Annotated in this window: 17 protein-coding genes; 6 read left to right on the top strand and 11 right to left on the bottom strand. The window is 46.9% G+C overall.

Going from position 1 to position 18,456, the window contains the following annotated elements; translation table 11 throughout:
• Positions 1 to 82: 82 nt before the first annotated feature.
• Together ubiU and GT360_RS11540 are read left to right on the top strand one after the other, a co-directional pair.
• Positions 83 to 1,096, top strand: coding sequence for a ubiquinone anaerobic biosynthesis protein UbiU (ubiU, locus tag GT360_RS11535; RefSeq protein ID WP_164649016.1), 1,014 nt, complete (start codon positions 83 to 85; stop codon positions 1,094 to 1,096).
• A gap of 11 nt (positions 1,097 to 1,107) precedes the next feature.
• Positions 1,108 to 1,986 carry a U32 family peptidase gene (locus GT360_RS11540; RefSeq protein WP_164649017.1) on the top strand — a complete coding sequence of 293 codons (879 nt, stop codon included), beginning with the start codon at positions 1,108 to 1,110 and terminating at the stop codon, positions 1,984 to 1,986.
• A 55-nt stretch (positions 1,987 to 2,041) separates the two neighbouring features.
• Here GT360_RS11540 and GT360_RS11545 read toward each other — a convergent pair whose 3' ends face one another.
• From GT360_RS11545 to GT360_RS11575, 7 genes are all read right to left on the bottom strand, one after another.
• Positions 2,042 to 2,287 (bottom strand): CG2 omega domain protein, encoded by a 246-nt coding sequence (locus GT360_RS11545; RefSeq protein WP_164649018.1) that lies wholly within the window; start codon positions 2,285 to 2,287, stop codon positions 2,042 to 2,044.
• Positions 2,288 to 2,317: 30 nt separating this feature from the next.
• A complete protein-coding gene (locus GT360_RS11550) occupies positions 2,318 to 3,658 on the bottom strand; it encodes an MATE family efflux transporter (protein WP_164649019.1) in 1,341 nt (446 codons plus the stop codon).
• A 54-nt stretch (positions 3,659 to 3,712) separates the two neighbouring features.
• Positions 3,713 to 4,126 (bottom strand): MarR family winged helix-turn-helix transcriptional regulator, encoded by a 414-nt coding sequence (locus GT360_RS11555; protein WP_164649020.1) that lies wholly within the window; start codon positions 4,124 to 4,126, stop codon positions 3,713 to 3,715.
• 109 nt (positions 4,127 to 4,235) lie between these two features.
• Positions 4,236 to 5,138 (bottom strand): lipoprotein NlpI, encoded by a 903-nt coding sequence (gene nlpI / locus GT360_RS11560; protein ID WP_164649021.1) that lies wholly within the window; start codon positions 5,136 to 5,138, stop codon positions 4,236 to 4,238.
• A 175-nt stretch (positions 5,139 to 5,313) separates the two neighbouring features.
• On the bottom strand, positions 5,314 to 7,431 hold the full coding sequence (pnp, locus tag GT360_RS11565) for a polyribonucleotide nucleotidyltransferase (RefSeq protein ID WP_164649022.1): 2,118 nt from the start codon (positions 7,429 to 7,431) through the stop codon (positions 5,314 to 5,316).
• 315 nt (positions 7,432 to 7,746) lie between these two features.
• Positions 7,747 to 8,016 (bottom strand): 30S ribosomal protein S15, encoded by a 270-nt coding sequence (gene rpsO, locus GT360_RS11570; protein ID WP_164649023.1) that lies wholly within the window; start codon positions 8,014 to 8,016, stop codon positions 7,747 to 7,749.
• Positions 8,017 to 8,201: 185 nt separating this feature from the next.
• Positions 8,202 to 10,343: a metallophosphoesterase family protein gene (locus GT360_RS11575; RefSeq protein ID WP_164649024.1), complete on the bottom strand. Its 2,142-nt coding sequence runs from the start codon at positions 10,341 to 10,343 to the stop codon at positions 8,202 to 8,204.
• A gap of 302 nt (positions 10,344 to 10,645) precedes the next feature.
• Between GT360_RS11575 and mtnN the strand changes: the two genes are divergently transcribed.
• The 4 genes from mtnN to GT360_RS11595 all read left to right on the top strand — a co-directional run bounded on the left by mtnN (position 10,646) and on the right by GT360_RS11595 (position 13,902).
• Positions 10,646 to 11,341, top strand: coding sequence for a 5'-methylthioadenosine/S-adenosylhomocysteine nucleosidase (gene mtnN / locus GT360_RS11580; RefSeq protein ID WP_164649025.1), 696 nt, complete (start codon positions 10,646 to 10,648; stop codon positions 11,339 to 11,341).
• Between the two features lie 19 nt (positions 11,342 to 11,360).
• Positions 11,361 to 12,311, top strand: coding sequence for a cobalamin biosynthesis family protein (locus GT360_RS11585; protein ID WP_164649026.1), 951 nt, complete (start codon positions 11,361 to 11,363; stop codon positions 12,309 to 12,311).
• 37 nt (positions 12,312 to 12,348) lie between these two features.
• On the top strand, positions 12,349 to 13,206 hold the full coding sequence (btuF, locus tag GT360_RS11590; RefSeq protein ID WP_164649027.1) for a vitamin B12 ABC transporter substrate-binding protein BtuF: 858 nt from the start codon (positions 12,349 to 12,351) through the stop codon (positions 13,204 to 13,206).
• A gap of 69 nt (positions 13,207 to 13,275) precedes the next feature.
• Positions 13,276 to 13,902, top strand: coding sequence for a TRIC cation channel family protein (locus GT360_RS11595; RefSeq protein WP_164649028.1), 627 nt, complete (start codon positions 13,276 to 13,278; stop codon positions 13,900 to 13,902).
• Between the two features lie 115 nt (positions 13,903 to 14,017).
• Here the strand turns inward: GT360_RS11595 and deoD are convergent, their stop codons facing one another.
• The 4 genes from deoD to deoC form a co-directional block, all read right to left on the bottom strand.
• On the bottom strand, positions 14,018 to 14,737 hold the full coding sequence (deoD, locus tag GT360_RS11600; RefSeq protein ID WP_164649029.1) for a purine-nucleoside phosphorylase: 720 nt from the start codon (positions 14,735 to 14,737) through the stop codon (positions 14,018 to 14,020).
• 79 nt (positions 14,738 to 14,816) lie between these two features.
• On the bottom strand, positions 14,817 to 16,037 hold the full coding sequence (locus tag GT360_RS11605) for a phosphopentomutase (protein ID WP_164649030.1): 1,221 nt from the start codon (positions 16,035 to 16,037) through the stop codon (positions 14,817 to 14,819).
• Between the two features lie 40 nt (positions 16,038 to 16,077).
• Complete coding sequence (deoA, locus tag GT360_RS11610; RefSeq protein ID WP_164649031.1) at positions 16,078 to 17,406, bottom strand: thymidine phosphorylase; 1,329 nt, start codon at positions 17,404 to 17,406, stop codon at positions 16,078 to 16,080.
• 105 nt (positions 17,407 to 17,511) lie between these two features.
• The gene (gene deoC, locus GT360_RS11615) at positions 17,512 to 18,288 is read right to left on the bottom strand and encodes a deoxyribose-phosphate aldolase (protein WP_164649032.1); all 777 of its coding nucleotides are present in this window, start codon (positions 18,286 to 18,288) and stop codon (positions 17,512 to 17,514) included.
• Between the last annotated feature and the right edge of the window lie 168 nt (positions 18,289 to 18,456).

Consider the following 18,456-nt stretch of genomic DNA (forward strand, 5'->3'; position numbering starts at 1 on the left):
CGAAAACTGCCTTACATCAAATCTACCGTTCACATATCTTCATAAAATCGCTGAACTCTCGATAACAAATAGAAACAGAGCAATGGAATTACTATGCCCAGCAGGTAACTTACCTGCCCTGAAGACCGCGATAGATTGCGGTGCAGATGCGGTTTATATCGGCTTTAAAGATGACACCAACGCACGTCACTTTGCTGGATTGAACTTCACTGGAAAAAAACTCGATAAAGCGGTGCAATACGTTCACGACCGCAACAAGAAAATTCATGTGGCACTCAATACCTTTGCTCACCCAGACGGGTTTGAACGCTGGACAAATGCGGTTGACCAAGCGGCACAATTGGGCGTTGATGCGCTGATCGTTGCTGACATCGCAGTGCTTGAATATGCCGCGACCAAATACCCGCACTTAGAGCTTCACTTATCAGTCCAAGCTTCAGCCACCAACATTGCAGCGATTGATTTCTACAAGCAGAACTTCAACGTTAAACGTGTTGTATTGCCTCGTGTACTGTCGATTCATCAAGTTAAGCAACTGTCACGCAATATCACCAGCGATGTAGAGCTAGAAGTTTTCGCATTCGGTAGTCTGTGCATCATGGCCGAAGGTCGCTGCTACCTCTCTTCGTACATGACGGGAGAGTCACCAAACACCGTCGGTGCATGTTCACCAGCCAAATATGTTCGCTGGCAAGAAACGGACAATGGTCTTGAGTCGCGCCTCAATGATATCTTGATTGACCGTTATGCCGACGGAGAGAACGCAGGATATCCAACCTTGTGTAAGGGTCGATTCACCACAGATCTTGCAGGTGAACAAAAGCGCTACCATGCTTTAGAGGAGCCAACGAGTCTTAATACGCTTTCAATGTTACCTGAGCTTTTTAAAGCCAATGTCGCCTCGGTTAAGATTGAAGGTCGCCAACGCAGCCCTGCTTACGTTGAGCAGGTCACTCGCACATGGCGTGCAGCCATCGATCGCTACTTAGCCAACCCTGAAGGCTATTCTGTTGAACCTGCATGGGATGCCGCACTAGCCAACGTCTCTGAAGGCTCACAAACCACACTCGGTGCATACCACCGTAAATGGCAATAAAGGAACAATTGATGAAATACGCGCTAGGCCCCCTACTCTATTTTTGGCCGAAACAAGATGTGGAAGCTTTTTATCAACAAGCCATGAGCAGCAATGCAGATATTGTTTATCTGGGTGAATCTGTTTGTTCAAAGCGCCGAGAGATGAAGGTTAATCACTGGTTTGATATTGCCAAAGAGCTCTCTTCCGCGGGTAAACAAGTGGTGATCTCAACCATGGCACTGCTAGAAGCGCCAAGCGAAGTCAGTGTCATGAAAAAGTACATCGATAACGGTGACTTTGCTATTGAAGCCAACGATGTATCAGCGATTCAACTCGCCAGCGAAAAGAAGGTGCCATTTGTTGTTGGTCCTGCGGTTAACACCTACAACGCGCACACACTAAAGCTGTTTCGCCAACAAGGTATGATTCGTTGGTGTATGCCCGTTGAACTGTCTCGTGATTGGCTAACTAACACACTTAACCAGTGTGATGAGCTTGGTATTCGTGGTGACTTTGAAGTGGAAGTGTTCAGCCACGGTTACTTGCCATTGGCATACTCTGCTCGTTGCTTTACTGCTCGCGCAGAGAACCGCTCTAAAGATGACTGTGAAACCTGCTGCATCAAGTACCCAACCGGTATTCAAGTGCGCAGCCAAGAAGGGCAAGAGGTGTTCAATCTCAATGGTATCCAGACCCAGTCAGGCTACTGCTACAACCTAATCAATGACCTTCCAGGCATGAAAGGCTTGGTGGATATCGTGCGCTTAAGCCCTCTTGGTGTGAGCACTTTCTCTGAGCTCGAGCAGTTCCGTAACAATGAAACCGGTCAACACCCGCAAAAAATTGAAGACCGACAATGTAACGGCTACTGGCATCAACTTGCTGGATTAGATGTAAAAAATATCTAGTTCACTGTCTGAGGCTCCCCCAACGATTGAACACTCAACAATGGGGGAGCTGATTCTAATCTTTATCTTTCTTCTTTCCGTGACCTTTGCCTGGGTTGTCATCGCCATGAACACTGCGATTATCTCCGTCTTTATCGTGTTTGTTTTTAGACGACTTGCACTCTTCAGAGGTAATTTTGACGTTATCTCCCTCCAGGCGAAGACAATCTTTACTCAACTCCATCTTATCGCCTGATATTGTTACATCTGCACTCGCCAATATCGGAAACAAAAAAGCACTCATTAGAAGAACAGTTCTCATCAATAATCTCCTTGTCTTAACTATTGCCCCTTAAGCATAGCAGCGGTTTGTCTGCGCAGAAGAAAGTGTTCGCTTAACATCCTTCCACAGCATCCATCCCACCAAGCAGCTTAAAGCAATATTCGACAGTGGGAACGCCAACCAAATGCCTGTCACGCCCCAAAGTTTCGGCATTACGTATAAGAAAGGTAGCTGGATAAGCATATTGCCCAGCGTCACAAACATCGCTTTGCTGCCCTTATTGATCGCTTGATAGTAGGCGCCGGCAACCACTAAGAAGCCATCTAAGAACAGCGCAAACATGTGCAAGCGTATCCCCATCACGGCACCATCCAATAATGCTTGGTCTTCTCCATTAAAGATGGCGACGAACTGGTATGGGAACAGGTTCAGAATCACCACAAACGCAACACCCACCAGTACCGAACTGCTCATTGCCACTCTCAATAGAGTACGGATATGCTCAGGTTTACCCGCACCATGGTTATAGCTCACCAAAGGCTGCATACCGTTGGCGATGCCCTCAGCTGTAAGATAATAAACCGTCACGATATAGCCCAAAATAGCGTACGCACCAATCAATACTGGGCTGCCATAGCTAGCAAATAGGCCATTGTGCAGAGCCACCATCATTGAGCCATAGGCGTACATAAAGAAACTGGAGGTACCAATAGCGAATATTTGAGGAATGACTGCCCACTGAATGCGCAGGTCTTTGCGCTCGATTCTTAACGTTGCATACGGCGAGAAGAAATAGCCAATACCAAGCACCGTCACAATCATCTGTGATAACGCAGTGGCCATCGCAGCCCCTTCCAACTCCCAGCCCAACCAAGCGATGAACAAATAGTCAAAAACAATATTGGCGACAGCGCCTATCACCATCAATACCGTCGCGAGATTCGGACTATTGTCATTACGCAGCAAGAACGGGATTGCTATTGAACCGAGAGAAAAAAAACAGCTATAGATCAAGATTGAGATGTACTGCCAACCCAGATCAAACACGCGCCCCTGCGCGCCCTGCAAGCGCATAAAGTCATCAGCGAGATGGTGCAAAGCGAAGGCAATCATCGGTGCCACGACAACAAGCAACAGCAAGCCAGTGCTCAAAATGCGCTTTGCATCTGCGGTCTTTTTCTCGCCTTGGCGTATCGACACTAAAGCACCCGTACCCACGCCCACCAGCATACCTATGCCCAGTATCGTGCCGATGAGTGGCCAAGCGACATTGATTCCAGCCAGACCATCAGCCCCGACATAGCGACCGATAAAGATACCATCCACCACTTGATACAGACCGTTAACCAACATGGCAGCAACGGTCGGAATGGTATAGCGCCAAAATTGGCGAGTAACTTCAGCTTTCATAACACTTTAACTCTGTTAGCTTAGCTAACTAAATAGACAAAATAAGACTCAGATTCAGCCCAAGGATTTTTCTAGCAGTTGCTCTAATAGCTCTACTTCGCTGCCACTCAACTTTGTGCGCATCTTCTCGGCTAAGTCTTGATAAACCACGTTCTCCAATGCCCAACTTTCAATAACTTCGCCAGTGACGACAATACGCTTTGAACGTGCATCTTCAGCGCACAAGATACGTTTCACCATGTTCCTTTTTTCAAGCCTTGCGACCATATTGGAAGCTGAGGGCTTAGTCACCGACATCTCGTGTGCGATGTCGGTAATACGAATCCCGCTCTCACCGGACTCTTTAATGACTCTTAAATACTCAAACTCATTAAAACTCAAACTCGATAGTGCATCTTGGCTGGCATAACGTCGCCAAGCTTTAGCACTTTGGCTTTCAAGCCTAATTAGCGTTTCTTCCAAAGACATCTTATCTCCAAAATTTAGTTAGCCAGGCTAACTATTTTAGGATTGCTCACTTATTAAGGCAACAAAAAAACCGCCCGAAGGCGGCATTCATTTTTTGTCGATGCGAAAGTTACTCTCCCGCCTCTACCTGTTCTTGGCGCAGTTGAGTATAGATTCTTCCTAATTCTAGGAACGAATATCTGTGCTCAACATACTCATAGACATTAAATGACATCGCAAGCTTGTAGAGAGAAATCGCATCGGCATATTTCTTCTCTTGTTGATAGCGCTTAGCCAAGTAGAAGTAAGCTTCCGTTAGCTGCTCTGCAAGTACCATGTTGTCGGTACTAGTAGAGTAAATGACTTTAAATGCTTGCTCTTCAGATACTTCATTTAGCATTAGAGCCACCAACACCCAGCCCCACTGCTCGTCACGATCTTCATAGCGTGCCAGCAACTCCGCGCGCGCTTGCTCCGGCTCCACCTCACTTTTGATGATGTATAGCCACAGTGCACGGAATGCATCGTTCGGATCTTCATCGAAATGCGCCTGCATATCTTCAAGTGCTAGTTCAAGACGACCACCGTAATATAAAGCAATCGCGCGATTACGCGTTGCATAACTGTTGCTTGGGTCTAACTCTAAGGTTGAATCAAAAGCTTCATAAGCCGCATCAAACTCAGCGATTTGCGTGTAATAAACCCCAAGCAAATTGAAAATATCAGGCTGTGCTGGGTTCAAGCTCAGGGACTGATTAAAGTCTAATCGAGCTAAGTCACGTAAACCAACACTATCGTAGTAGTTACCACGCTCATAAAGCATCTTAGCGCGGATCTCATCACTCAGATCGGTACGCAACAATAATTGGCTCAATCGAGCAATCTGTACCTCTTGCTGAACACTCGCTTGCAGAGGCACTGCCATTGGTGGATACATCCACTGGCTGCCGTTATCACTCGCCGACTCCATTGAAGCACAACCACCAAGAAGCGCTAATGCAACACCCAATGTCGCCGTTTTAAACCATTTCACGTAGAAAACTCCTTGTATACCCGAAAATACTTCGCTCTGATGCAGATAGAGAATAGCAGAGCTTTCACTGTCAAAACCAATTCTGTCTTGGGTACAAATAAAAAAAGGGGGCACTAATGCCCCCTTTTATATCACGCTTAAGTGCGTACGGCTAATTTAGCCTGCACTCAATAGCTTATTCTGCGTCAGCTGCAGGTGCGTCTGTCGACTCAACCGCTTCTTTCATGCTCAGACGAACACGGCCTTGGCGGTCAATCTCAAGAACTTTAACTTTCACTTCTTGACCTTCAGTTAGGTAGTCAGACACTTTCTCAACGCGCTTGTCAGCGATTTGAGAGATGTGTACTAGACCATCTTTACCAGGAAGTACTGTCACGAATGCACCGAAGTCCGCTAGACGAGCAACTTTACCTGTGTAGATGCGGCCTACTTCAACTTCAGCAGTGATCTCTTCGATACGACGGATTGCTTCTTTCGCCGCTGTACCTTCAGTTGCAGCAATCTTGATTGTACCGTCGTCTTCGATTTCGATCGTTGTCCCCGTCTCTTCAGTTAGAGCACGGATAACTGCACCACCTTTACCGATAACGTCTTTGATCTTCTCTGCGCTGATCTTCATTGTGTGAATACGCGGAGCGAACTCAGAGATGTCTTCACGAGCGCCAGAGATAGCTTCATCCATTACAGATAGGATGTGCTTACGTGCACCTTGCGCTTGGTTAAGAGCAATTTGCATGATCTCTTTAGTGATACCTTCGATCTTGATGTCCATTTGAAGTGCAGTGATACCCGTGTTAGTACCTGCTACTTTAAAGTCCATGTCGCCTAGGTGGTCTTCATCACCAAGAATGTCAGAAAGAACAACGAAGTCGTCGCCTTCTTTAACAAGACCCATTGCGATACCCGCAACAGAAGACTTGATTGGCACACCCGCGTCCATAAGTGCTAGAGACGTACCACATACAGAAGCCATTGAAGAAGAACCGTTAGATTCTGTGATTTCTGATACAACACGTACTGTATACGGGAACTCATCTACTGATGGCATTACAGCAGCAATACCACGCTTAGCCAGTTTACCGTGGCCGATTTCACGACGCTTAGGAGAACCAACGAAACCTGTCTCACCTACACAGTATGGAGGGAAGTTGTAGTGTAGAAGGAAGTGATCTTTACGCTCACCCGTTAGCTCGTCGATGATTTGAGCATCGCGCTGCGTACCAAGAGTCGCAGTAACAAGCGCCTGAGTTTCACCACGAGTAAATAGTGATGAACCGTGAGTACGTGGAAGCACACCTGTACGTACGTCTAGCGCACGAACCATGTCTTTTTCACGACCATCGATACGTGGGTTACCCGCGATGATGCTGCGACGTACCACTGTCTTCTCTAGATCGTGGAAGATAGTGTGGATTTCTTTAGTGTTTGCTTCTGGATCTTCAGCAAGAAGAACATCGTTAACTTCACCAGCAATCGCGTGGATGCGGTCGTAACGAGCCATCTTTTCTGTGATTTGGTAAGCTTCTACCAGCTTAGCTTCTGCTAGTTCAGCAATCTTGTTTACAAGCGCTGTGTTCTCTTCAGGAGCAACCCAATCCCAAGCAGGAGTCGCAACTTCAGCTTTGAATTCGTTGATTGCGTTGATCACAACTTGCTGTTGGTCGTGGCCGTATACCACTGCAGATAGCATCTCTTCTTCAGTTAGGTTATCCGCTTCTGACTCAACCATAAGAACAGCGCCTTCCGTACCCGCTACAACTAGGTCAAGCTTAGACGTTTCTAGCTCAGTGTTGCTTGGGTTAAGAACAAGTTGACCATCAACGTGACCAACACGTGCTGCACCGATAGGACCGTTAAACGGAATACCAGAGATAGCTAGCGCTGCAGAAGTACCGATCATCGTTACGATGTCTGGCTGTACGTCTGGGTTAACAGAAACAACCGTTGCAATAACTTGTACTTCGTTTTTGAATGCGTCTGGGAAAAGTGGACGGATTGGACGGTCGATTAGACGAGCCGTTAGCGTTTCACCTTCAGAAGGACGACCTTCACGCTTGAAGAAACCACCAGGGATTTTACCAGCAGCGTAAGTACGCTCTTGGTAGTTTACTGTTAGCGGGAAGAAGTCTTGACCTTCAACTGCTTCTTTTTTACCAACTACAGAAACGAATACGGCTGTATCGTCCATAGTAACCATAACGGCAGCGGTAGCTTGACGTGCAATAACGCCAGTTTCTAAAGTAACTGTGTGGTTACCGTACTGGAACGTTTTAACAACTGGTTTTTCGAACATTGTTATTCCTTGTGTCTAGATTCGTCACTTAAGGAGCTGAATCTAAAAAGTTGATTAAGACTCAAGGCATTACGAATTAAACAGTCTAGAGTTTAGTTTCTAGCTCCCAGAATTTTTTTCTGAGTATGACGAGAAGCTAGAAACTAAATTCTATGACTGGCCCAAATGGCAATTGTAATGCAATGAGCTAATTGAAAATCCTAATCAGGATTTGCCGCCCGTAGTATAACGGCATAAATGAGGTTTGGCTAAATTTAGACAACAAAAAAGGGGCTATAAGCCCCTTTTTTACAAACTATTCTATGCAGACGCTGATTAGCGACGTAGGCCTAGACGTTTGATTAGCTCTTGGTAGCGACCTAGATCTTTACCTTTTAGGTAGTCTAGAAGCTTACGACGGCTAGAAACCATACGTAGAAGACCACGACGGCTGTGGTGATCGCCTTTGTGAGCTTTGAAGTGACCTTGTAGGTGGTTGATAGAAGCTGTAAGTAGAGCTACTTGAACTTCTGGTGAACCAGTGTCGCCTTCAGTGCGCGCGTATTCTGCAACGATTGCTGCTTTAGTTTCTGCATTCAGAGACATAATTCTCTCCTAATAAGAGTAAGGTTAATATTTGTACCGCCAATCTCTGATTCAGCCGGTACGAGGAGCGCGAATTATATGCGAACCCTTTAGGGTTAGCAACCGCTATTTGACCAGTGGCAAAGAATAAAGCCAGTCACAATGTACTGGCTTTATTCTCAATACCTTATCGGCGCGCCATCGTGTTAAAGACTATCGCGATCAAAAGCCGTTTTCAGATCGTAAAGCTCACCTTTGTCAACATCGATCAAGAAGTTATCAGAAGCTTGCCCCGTTGCAAAACGGTCAATAATGTAGAAAAGCGTACCGAAGCGTACTTTGAACACCTCTCCCACAGTGGTATCTCCCGCATCTTCGTCTTCAATCGATACATCAAATTCAATCTCAGACAAGGCTTCACTCAATACCTTATACTGCGCTAAACGGTCTGTTTCAATATCACGGAAAGCCAGCTCATCCGCATTACGTAAACGATAGAAATCCTCTGCCAAGTTTTGACCATTCCACAAGGCGAAGTGAGCAAGTGTGAGACCTTCGCTACGAGCAAGATCACGCGCTTTGAGTTTAGCGATTGCCCACTCACGCATAAACTGTTCTAGCGTATCTTCACCATTTTTTGACTCTGCACATGGCTCTACATCAGAAACCTCACTCAAAGCGAGACGCAGCTGACAAACCGTGATGTCGGTATCAAGCTGAGACAAGGTCAGCATTTGATCGCCATCCATGTTAAATAGCATCGTTCTGACATCTTCTGGCCACTCCCTTGGAAGGAAGCGCAAACGTGTAAGTTCACGAATATGCCAGTCGGTTAACTCATAGTAAGTTTCAGCCGTTAGGATATCTGCGTTCCAACGATCTTCTTTATCGATAGCTTGCAGGTGAGCTTGCTCTTCTGCATAGTGCTCAAAAAGTTCATCAAAGCGTGGCACATCTTCGATAATGGCGGTTTCTACTTCAACTTGATTGTCCGGCTTGATTTCTAAAATTTTATAAGCAGGGATATAGCCAGCAAGAGAAGGCGCTTGGATATTAAAGAGGGTGTATGTTTCACCATCGATATCATACTGTTTCATGCCGGTGTCATTGAAGTGCATATGGCCACCTACGTGAATGCTCAGTCCGGTTTGAGCGAGCGCTTTACTGGTATCATCTTCTGGTTCACGGCGTAATTGGAAGTTACCTTCGCCGAAGATATCTTCAATCTCCTCTGAAGCCCCGTTGTAGAAGTCTGTCATCGGGAAATGACTGAACGAGAATAGAACTTTGTTTTGCTCTTTCGCCGCTTTTACCGTCGCCTCAATCCACTCGATAACGTGTTTTTTATGCGTCAACATCATGTTGTAACCCGCATTCGAGCTGCCATCAAAGTCATTACCGTCAGTAGAGCCATCGCCCGAGCCCGCTTTTGGCTTGTACACGTTAGCGTCAATCGCCATCAACCAAAGCCCTTCAACAGGCTCAACCAGATAGGTGGAATCTGGAATGTAAGAACAGTCCGTAAAGTCCTCTTCTTTGTATTCACCGCCACTACCTTGGTGACAGATCTCATACTGGCGTCTCTCAAAGGCTGCCTCTTTTTGGGCGAGTGCTAGAGAGTAGTTCTCACGAGCTTCATCTGAGCTATAAGGCGTTTCGAAATAAACATACTCAGACTGAGGGAAGAAGCCGTGGTGGCCTAAGATGTCCATGATCTCAAAGTAGCCCCACTCAACCATTTCATCGGTACAAATGGTTTGCATATCGCTACCATCACCATCAATACAGACCGTATGCCCAGTTGAGAAAATACGGATTTCTTCACCGTCTTCACCGAGGAAACCACCGTCACCACCACTAGTAGGACCGCCTTTACCCGCATCAATCGTAAATGGACGGACAGGATCGTGGTTACCTGGTGCCGCAAAGAACTGCAGGCCATGCTTTTCACGATACTCATCAAAGATGTTAACCAAACCACGCATATGGATCGGCTGACCGTCATCACTAAAATCACCTGGTAGCGCGACATATTTAATACCACGAGCAACAACATCATCTAACGCAGCAATTATCGCAAAGTAGTTTTCGTTGAACAGACGAGTCGAGTTCATCTGTGCTTGCATGGTACGTATAGTCGCGTTCTTACCAGAGATGCTGTTTGGCAAACCGTCAAATGAACCATCTTCGAATACACCATAAACATCGTGGAAGTGAATATCTGGCATAAATGCGACTTTTAGACCCGTGATCGGCTCTACTGGTTTTGGCTCATCATTCGAGTCTGAATTACAACCTAATAAGGTCATTGTACTCAGCATCGCCAGTGACAGCGTTTTTAACTTCATCGTTCAACTCTAATTAGTAATACAAATTGATGGGAACACTAGAGGCTTTAGATGACAGCTCAGTTTAAATCTCATGTCAGTCTTATTGCATTGAGCCTTACTCGTGATCTTGTTCCACAGTTTTGATGCGACAAAATGCAACGTAAACCAAACACATAAATGATGAGCAACATAGTTCAAACACTCTTGGGTATTATTTCCAACAAACCACCCCTGAAAGCGCTTCAACAATAGAACTTCAATCGCGACTTCTGTTATTCTTACCCCACAAATAACTTGATCCCTGATACTTGGAACCCATTATGAAAATCGGCATCATCGGTGCGATGGAACAAGAAGTTTCTATCCTTAAAAACGCAATTGTAAACCTTGAGCATGTAGAGAAAGGCGGTTGTTCGTTCTTCTCAGGTCAACTCAATGGCGTAGACGTGGTACTACTGCAATCAGGTATTGGTAAAGTTGCTGCTGCTGTTGGTACTGCAATTTTGCTTGATGAATATCAACCTGATGTCGTGATCAACACCGGCTCTGCAGGTGGTTTTGATTCAACGCTGAATTTGGGCGATGTGGTGATCTCTACTGAAGTTCGCCATCACGATGCTGACGTAACGGCCTTTGGTTACGAGATTGGTCAAATGGCGGGTCAGCCTGCAGCGTTTAAGTCGGACGAGAAGCTGATGACAATCGCAGAGCAAGCACTTGAGCAAATGGAAGATAAACACGCAGTGCGTGGCCTAATCTGCACTGGTGATGCGTTTGTTTGCACACCAGAGCGTCAAGCGTTCATCCGTACTCACTTCCCTTCAGTCATCGCCGTTGAGATGGAAGCGGCAGCGATTGCACAAGCTTGTCATCAGTTCAATACACCATTTGTTGTGGTTCGCGCTATCTCTGACGTAGCCGACAAAGAGTCACCAATGAGCTTTGAAGAGTTCCTACCGCTTGCAGCGAAGAGCTCATCAGAGATGGTGATCAAAATGGTTGATTTTCTGAAGTAATCCTATTTAGAAGAACGTCATGGAAGACATCATTCAACCGCTTTATGGAAATGGGATGGTGCTCATTATGTGGGCAGCCATTGTACTGCAGCTTGTTGTGCCCATCCCAAGGCAAAGCCACCCTATGGCTCTTTGGCGACGCTTTGCCTTGCTTCTGTCTGATAAAGTCAACAGCACCAACCCGAGGCAAGCATCGCTTGCTGGTTGGCTGTCTGTTGCTCTTATGCTGCTTCCCGCTATTGTTATTCTACTCGCTCTCCAACCCTTAGTTTGGCAAAATGAGTTGTATCAACTCGCCCTGCTATTACTCGCGCTAGATTGGCGCAACACCGATGCTCTCGTTCGCCATTTAAGCGCCGCTATGGCACATGAGAACAAGCAGCAAGCTCGTGAGCTTCTTAAGCCATGGGTTAATCGAGAGACAGAAACGCTTTCACTGCTTGGCCTCGGTAAAGCTGGTGCAGAAACCTATCTATTAGCCATGGGGAGAGGCGTAATTGGGGTGCTCTTCTGGTACTGTCTCTTTGGTGGAATCGGTGCATTTGTCTATCGACTCACTTTTGAGCTAGCGCGCGTTTGGTCTCCTACGCGACAAACCTTTGCTTCATTTGGCCGTGCTGCTACGCGATTGACTGCGCTGTTAGATTTCCTGCCTTTAAGACTCTTTAGTCTCATGATCTTGGTGGGACATCGCACCCAGCAGAGCTTTTTATTACTCAAGCAACAACATAAATCGTGGCCTCTGCCAGGACCGAGTTGGTTGCTCATTACGAGTGCCGCCAAGTATGAACTCTCTCTCGGTGGTCCAGCGATTTATGACACACGTAAAACTCTCCGAGCCAAAATAGGTGGCCGGATTGCCCCCGCTGCCATTCACCTTTCACAACTCAGGCAGTTGATGTTTTCTCGACTGACAGTGTGGATACTCGGTACTAGCTTGCTCTTGGCTATATTCCATCAAGGTTTATAACAGTAATCTGTTTAAGCGCATCATATTAGGATTCCCGATGTTTAAGCCCCTAACACTCGTTTCATTGAGTCTACTTTGTCTATCCGCTTCTGCGATTGCAAACCCAATACACAGCACCCCCAACGCTGCACAACGGGTTATCTCACTTGCACCTTCTGCCACTGAACTTGCCTTCAGCGCCGGTTTGGGGGATAAGCTGCTCGCCGTCAGCGAATATAGCGACTACCCACACCAAGCGGCGAATCTTGAGAGAGTGGCCAACTACAAAAGTATTAACATTGAACGAATTATCACGCTAAAACCTGATTTAATTTTGGCATGGCGCGCGGGCAACCCACAAAAGCCTCTTGAGCAGCTCGAAGCTCTGGGATACAACATTTACTACACCGACAGCACAACCCTTGATGATATTCCACAGACAATAAGCGAGATGAGCCAATACGCTCAGCAGCCGCAGCTAGGCCAACAGCGCGCTCAACAATTTAGTCAACGTCTTGAAGAGCTACGTAGCCAATATCAATCCCAGCAACCAGTGAAGTATTTTTACCAGCTGAGTGCTGCTCCGATGATTACCATCTCTGATGGTAACTGGCCATCTGAAGTATTTGCGCTGTGTGGCGGCGAGAACATCTTCGCTAACAGTGGGGCTCCCTACCCTCAAGTCGGTATCGAACAAGTGGTGGTAGCTCAACCTGAAGTGCTTTTTACCTCCTACCATGACACCTACGACGTCTCCTTTTGGCAGCCGTGGAAAAACCAGGTGCCAGCGGTCAAAAACCAGCATATTTGGACACTGAAAGCCGATTGGATAAATCGCCCTACAGAGCGAACCTTACTGGCGGTTGAAGAAGTTTGCCAATATCTAGATCAGGTGCGCAGAAATCGTTTGCTATAACGCTTTTCTCAGATAGATAAACTGCGTACAATCCGCCTCATTCTCTTGTCAGTTTAAATGTTCACAGCTATGGACACTCTACTTTTGTATCTAGTGGATCTATTTGGTACTGCCGTATTTGCAGTCTCTGGGGTCTTACTAGCAGGACGGCTGAAAATGGATCCTTTCGGCGTGATTGTACTGGGAAGTGTAACGGCTATCGGTGGTGGTACTATTCGCGATATGGCTCTGGGGGCAACCCCGGTATTCTGGATTGGCGATACTACCTACCTCACGGTCATTTTTGTCACCTGTATTCTCACCATGCTTGTGGTGCGACGACCAAAACGTCTTCCTTGGTGGGTGTTGCCTGTCAGTGATGCTATTGGTTTGGCTGTTTTTGTCAGCATTGGTGTAGAGAAAGCCTTGATGTTCCAAGACTCTTACATGGTGGCGATCATCATGGGAGTGATTACCGGATGTGGTGGCGGTATTATCCGCGATGTGCTTGCGCGCGAGATCCCTATGGTTCTGCGTAGCGAAGTGTATGCAACGGCCTGTATTCTCGGCGGTATGTTCCATACTGGCGCATTAGCGATGGGTTATGACACGACAACAGCCCTCGCAGCAGGTGTCAGCTCGACCTTGATCATTCGCCTTGGTGCTATTCGCTGGCACTTGTCGCTACCTACCTTTGCGATAAAGTCACAAAGCTAGTACTTGTACAGCTTCTGGTTATCACGGTAATAATTATCAAGCTTATTCTAAAAAAATAGCCCGAGAGTTTGTCGCTCTCAGGCTATTTTATCTCTGCTTCAAAAGACGATACCGATTACTCTGCGTCACCAAGAAGCACTGAATCTAGAGCGATTTCCATCATCTCATTGAAGGTGGTTTGGCGCTCATCTGATGTGGTTTGCTCACCGCGTTTGATGTGGTCTGAAACCGTACAGATAGCAAGAGCTTTCGCACCGTATTCTGCTGCGATACCGTAGATACCCGCTGCTTCCATTTCAACACCTAGTACACCGTACTTGTCCATCACATCGAACATCTCCGGATCTGGAGTGTAAAACAGTTCTGCTGAGAATAGGTTACCGATCTTCACATCAATACCACGCGCTTTCGCCGCTTGCTCTGCGTTGCGAACCATGTCGTAGTCAGCAATCGCTGCAAAGTCATGATCTTTAAAGCGAATACGGTTAACTTTAGAGTCGGTACACGCACCCATGCCGATAACAACATCACGCAGTTTCACGTCATCACGAACCGCACCACAGCTACCAACACGGATCACTTTCTTAACACCGTAATCTTTAATTAGCTCAGTGACATAAATTGAGCATGAAGGAATACCCATGCCGTGACCCATCACAGAGATCTTACGACCTTTGTAAGTGCCCGTGTAACCGAACATATTACGTACATCACACACTTGAACAACGTCGTCTAGGAAGGTTTCAGCGATGTATTTTGCACGTAGTGGATCACCTGGCATTAGAACAACGTCAGCGAAATCACCCATTTCTGCATTAATGTGAGGAGTAGCCATTATTTATTCCTTTATTTCGATTCTAGTTATCTAGAGAGTAAGAATTTATTGGTGTGAGGCATCGCCTCACACATCTGATTTATAGAAAGTTTTTACCGTAATCCATTGGGCTTGTACCGAAGTAAGACGCCAATGTTTGACCAATGTCTGCAAAGCTGTCACGTAGACCCAGTGAGCCTGCTGGTACATTCTTGCCATAAACGATCACCGGGATATGCTCACGAGTATGGTCTGTACCAGGCCAAGTCGGGTCACAGCCATGGTCTGCGGTAAGGATAAGCACGTCATCATCCTGCATGATGTCGAGCACTTCGTTAATGCGACTATCAAAGTACTCCAAGGCACCCGCGTAGCCGGCAACATTGCGGCGGTGTCCGTAGGCAGAGTCGAAGTCGACAAAGTTGGTGAAAACAATCGTGTTGTCGCCAGCCTTTGGAATCTCCTCCAACGTCGCCTCAAGGAGAGCCGGAATACCAGTTGCTTTCACTTTCTTAGTGATGCCACAGTTCGCGTAGATGTCAGCAATCTTACCAATTGCGACCACTTCACCTTGCTTCTCATCCACCAGCTTTTGCAGCACGGTGTCTGATGGCGGCTCAACCGATAGATCACGACGGTTCCCTGTGCGTTCAAACTGGCCTTTGCCAGCACCAATGAACGGACGCGCGATAACACGACCAATGTTGTAGTCTTCAAGCTCTTCACGCGCAATTTGGCAAAGATCCAGTAGACGCTCCAATCCGAACGTCTCTTCATGACAAGCGATCTGGAACACTGAGTCTGCCGAGGTGTAGAAAATCGGCAAACCGCTGCGCATATGCTCTTCACCCAAATCATCTAACACTTGAGTGCCCGATGCGTGGCAGTTGCCAAGGAAACCATCCAGACCTGCACGCTCTAAGATGCGATCTGTCAGCTCTTTCGGAAAACTGTTCTCTTTATCTGTGAAGTAACCCCAATCGAACAACACAGGCACACCAGCGATTTCCCAGTGGCCAGATGGCGTGTCTTTACCAGAAGAAAGCTCTGATGCATGACCGTAAGCGCCAATCACCTCAATATCGTCACGAAGACCTGGGGCAAGACGACCCGTAGACTCTTTGTGGGCCATTGCTAAACCTAGCTTTGATAGGTTAGGTAGCGTTAGTGGACCCGAACGCTCATCGTTATCAGCACGACCTGCCGCACACTCATCAGCAATGTGCCCCATCGTATCTGAGCCCACATCACCAAATTTGTCAGCGTCAGCTGATGCGCCGATACCGAATGAATCAAGAACTAAAATAAAGGCTCTTTTCATAACATCTTCCTTAGAGCTGGCAGCGCCAACTCAACAAAATCTATACGTCTTCGGCACGAATTTGTCGATAAACGTCAGGAGTAGGCTGGTAGTCACCCCCTACCTTGATAGCAGCTTTAAGCGCCTGCGCCGCTTCTTGCCACTGAGCTTCTGTGCGAGCATGAATCATCGCCAACGGTTTCGTTTCATCAGCGACTTCACCTAGGCGAATGAATTGGTCAAAACCAACGACATAGTCAATTTTGTCTGTCGCGACACGACGTCCACCGCCCATACCAACCACAGCCATACCAATTGCACGAGTATCCATTGCACTGACAACACCTGCCTGTTCGGCATAAACGGGTTTGATGATCTCTGCCTTTCCTAGATAATTGTCATAGTTTTCAACAAAGTCTGCTGGCCCACCAAGACCTGACACCATCTTAACGAAACATTCGGCCGCTTTACCGTTATCGAGCACGGCTTGAAGCTTGCTACGCGCGTCATCACTATCGGTGGCAAGTTTAGCCAGCACCAACATTTCAGCACATAGCGCCATCGTCACCTCAAACAAGCGAGGGTTACGATATTCCCCCGTCAAGAACTGAACCGCTTCGCGCACTTCTACCGCATTGCCTGCTGATGATGCCAATACCTGATTCATGTCCGTTAGGATAGCGGTTGTCTTGGTACCCGCGCCGTTAGCAACCGCAACAATAGAACGAGCAAGCTCTTCAGAAGCTTCATACGTTGGCATGAATGCGCCTGATCCTACTTTCACGTCCATCACGAGTGACTCTAGGCCTGCTGCGAGTTTCTTTGACAAAATAGAGGCGGTGATCAGTGAGATATTATCGACTGTCGCGGTGATATCACGAGTGGCGTAAACACGCTTATCTGCGGGTGCCAGATCGCCTGTCTGACCAATAATCGCCACACCCGCCTCTTTGGTGACGGAACCAAAACCGTCATTACTTGGGGTAATATTGTAACCGGGGATAGACTCTAGCTTATCAAGCGTACCGCCAGTGTGGCCTAAACCACGACCAGAGATCATTGGGACGAAACCACCGCATGCTGCCACCATAGGGCCAAGCATCAATGAAGTGACATCCCCTACACCACCTGTTGAATGTTTATCAACAATTGGGCCGCCAAAGTTCATGTGAGACCAATCGATAACCATGCCAGAATCACGCATTGCACACGTCAGTGCGATGCGTTCAGGCATCGTCATTTCATTGAAAAAGATCGCCATCGCAAAAGCAGCGATTTGCCCCTCTGACACGCTGTCGTCAGCAACGCCTTGAATGAAGAATTGAATCTCTTCGTTGGTGAGGACTTCACCATCACGCTTTTTACGAATGATTTCTTGTGGTAAATACATTAGTGCCTCCCGCGCTATTCGCGGACGTAGAATAAGAGGTTCTATTCACTCAGTGAGTAAATAGAGAGGGGATGTCTCCCCTCATCAGAACAAACGTTATTGGTTTTAGTACGCTGAAGGATCAGCCGTTTCGTCTGTTACGTTCAATGTATTTAGAAGGTTTGTCAGAAGGCTCGACGCACCAAAACGGTAGTGACGAGCATCTACCCAGTTGTCACCAAGAATGTCATCGGCCATCGCAAGGTATTGAGCAGCATCTTCCGCAGTGCGCACACCACCCGCTGGTTTAAAACCAACAGAGTCCGCGACTTTCATATCGCGAATCACTTCAAGCATCATGCGTGCATATTCTGGCGTTGCGTTTACTGGCACTTTACCCGTTGATGTTTTGATGAAATCTGCGCCCGCTTCGATACAGATTTGAGACGCTTTCTTGATCAACGCTTCTTCTTTCAGCTCACCGGTTTCGATGATCACTTTCAGCAGAACGTCACCACAAGCTGCTTTACATTGCTTGACTAACTCGAAGCCTACTTTGTCATCACCAGCAATCAACGCACGGTATGGGAATACCACGTCGACTTCATCAGCACCATATGCAACCGCTGCTTTTGTTTCCGCAACAGCAATAGCGATATCATCGTTACCGTGTGGGAAGTTAGTCACTGTCGCGATACGCACTTCTGGCGTGCCTTGTTCACGTAGTGTTTTCTTCGCAATAGGAATAAAGCGTGGGTAAATACAGATGGCAGCAGTGTTACCGACCGCTGTTTTTGCGTCGTGACACAGTTGAATTACTTTCGCATCCGTATCGTCATCATTCAGCGTTGTTAGGTCCATTAGTTTTAATGCACGTAGTGCTGCTGTGTTTAAATCGCTCATTTCTATCTCCGATCAATATTCAAAATTAGTTCAACAGTGCCTATCTAGTATAGTGAGGACTATTGATAATGATGAACGGACTTGGTTCCTTGAAGACTTAGCATTGAGTGTCTGCGTTCAATGCCAATTGATTTCCTTTTCACCGCACAGGGCATGTTTGCTTTCTGT

Source organism: Vibrio astriarenae (genome assembly GCF_010587385.1).
In the GTDB taxonomy this organism is placed as follows: Bacteria; Pseudomonadota; Gammaproteobacteria; order Enterobacterales; family Vibrionaceae; genus Vibrio; species Vibrio astriarenae.

What these genes read in the sequence shown, in the direction of transcription:
- ubiU (WP_164649016.1), top strand. Translation starts at nt 83, where the DNA reads ATGGAATTACTATGCCCAGCAGGTAACTTACCTGCCCTGAAGACCGCG.
- GT360_RS11540 (WP_164649017.1), top strand. Translation starts at nt 1,108, where the DNA reads ATGAAATACGCGCTAGGCCCCCTACTCTATTTTTGGCCGAAACAAGAT.
- GT360_RS11545 (WP_164649018.1), bottom strand. Translation starts at nt 2,287, where the DNA reads ATGAGAACTGTTCTTCTAATGAGTGCTTTTTTGTTTCCGATATTGGCG.
- GT360_RS11550 (WP_164649019.1), bottom strand. Translation starts at nt 3,658, where the DNA reads ATGAAAGCTGAAGTTACTCGCCAATTTTGGCGCTATACCATTCCGACC.
- GT360_RS11555 (WP_164649020.1), bottom strand. Translation starts at nt 4,126, where the DNA reads ATGTCTTTGGAAGAAACGCTAATTAGGCTTGAAAGCCAAAGTGCTAAA.
- pnp (WP_164649022.1), bottom strand. Translation starts at nt 7,431, where the DNA reads ATGTTCGAAAAACCAGTTGTTAAAACGTTCCAGTACGGTAACCACACA.
- rpsO (WP_164649023.1), bottom strand. Translation starts at nt 8,016, where the DNA reads ATGTCTCTGAATGCAGAAACTAAAGCAGCAATCGTTGCAGAATACGCG.
- GT360_RS11575 (WP_164649024.1), bottom strand. Translation starts at nt 10,343, where the DNA reads ATGAAGTTAAAAACGCTGTCACTGGCGATGCTGAGTACAATGACCTTA.
- mtnN (WP_164649025.1), top strand. Translation starts at nt 10,646, where the DNA reads ATGAAAATCGGCATCATCGGTGCGATGGAACAAGAAGTTTCTATCCTT.
- GT360_RS11585 (WP_164649026.1), top strand. Translation starts at nt 11,361, where the DNA reads ATGGAAGACATCATTCAACCGCTTTATGGAAATGGGATGGTGCTCATT.
- btuF (WP_164649027.1), top strand. Translation starts at nt 12,349, where the DNA reads ATGTTTAAGCCCCTAACACTCGTTTCATTGAGTCTACTTTGTCTATCC.
- GT360_RS11595 (WP_164649028.1), top strand. Translation starts at nt 13,276, where the DNA reads ATGGACACTCTACTTTTGTATCTAGTGGATCTATTTGGTACTGCCGTA.
- deoD (WP_164649029.1), bottom strand. Translation starts at nt 14,737, where the DNA reads ATGGCTACTCCTCACATTAATGCAGAAATGGGTGATTTCGCTGACGTT.
- GT360_RS11605 (WP_164649030.1), bottom strand. Translation starts at nt 16,037, where the DNA reads ATGAAAAGAGCCTTTATTTTAGTTCTTGATTCATTCGGTATCGGCGCA.
- deoA (WP_164649031.1), bottom strand. Translation starts at nt 17,406, where the DNA reads ATGTATTTACCACAAGAAATCATTCGTAAAAAGCGTGATGGTGAAGTC.
- deoC (WP_164649032.1), bottom strand. Translation starts at nt 18,288, where the DNA reads ATGAGCGATTTAAACACAGCAGCACTACGTGCATTAAAACTAATGGAC.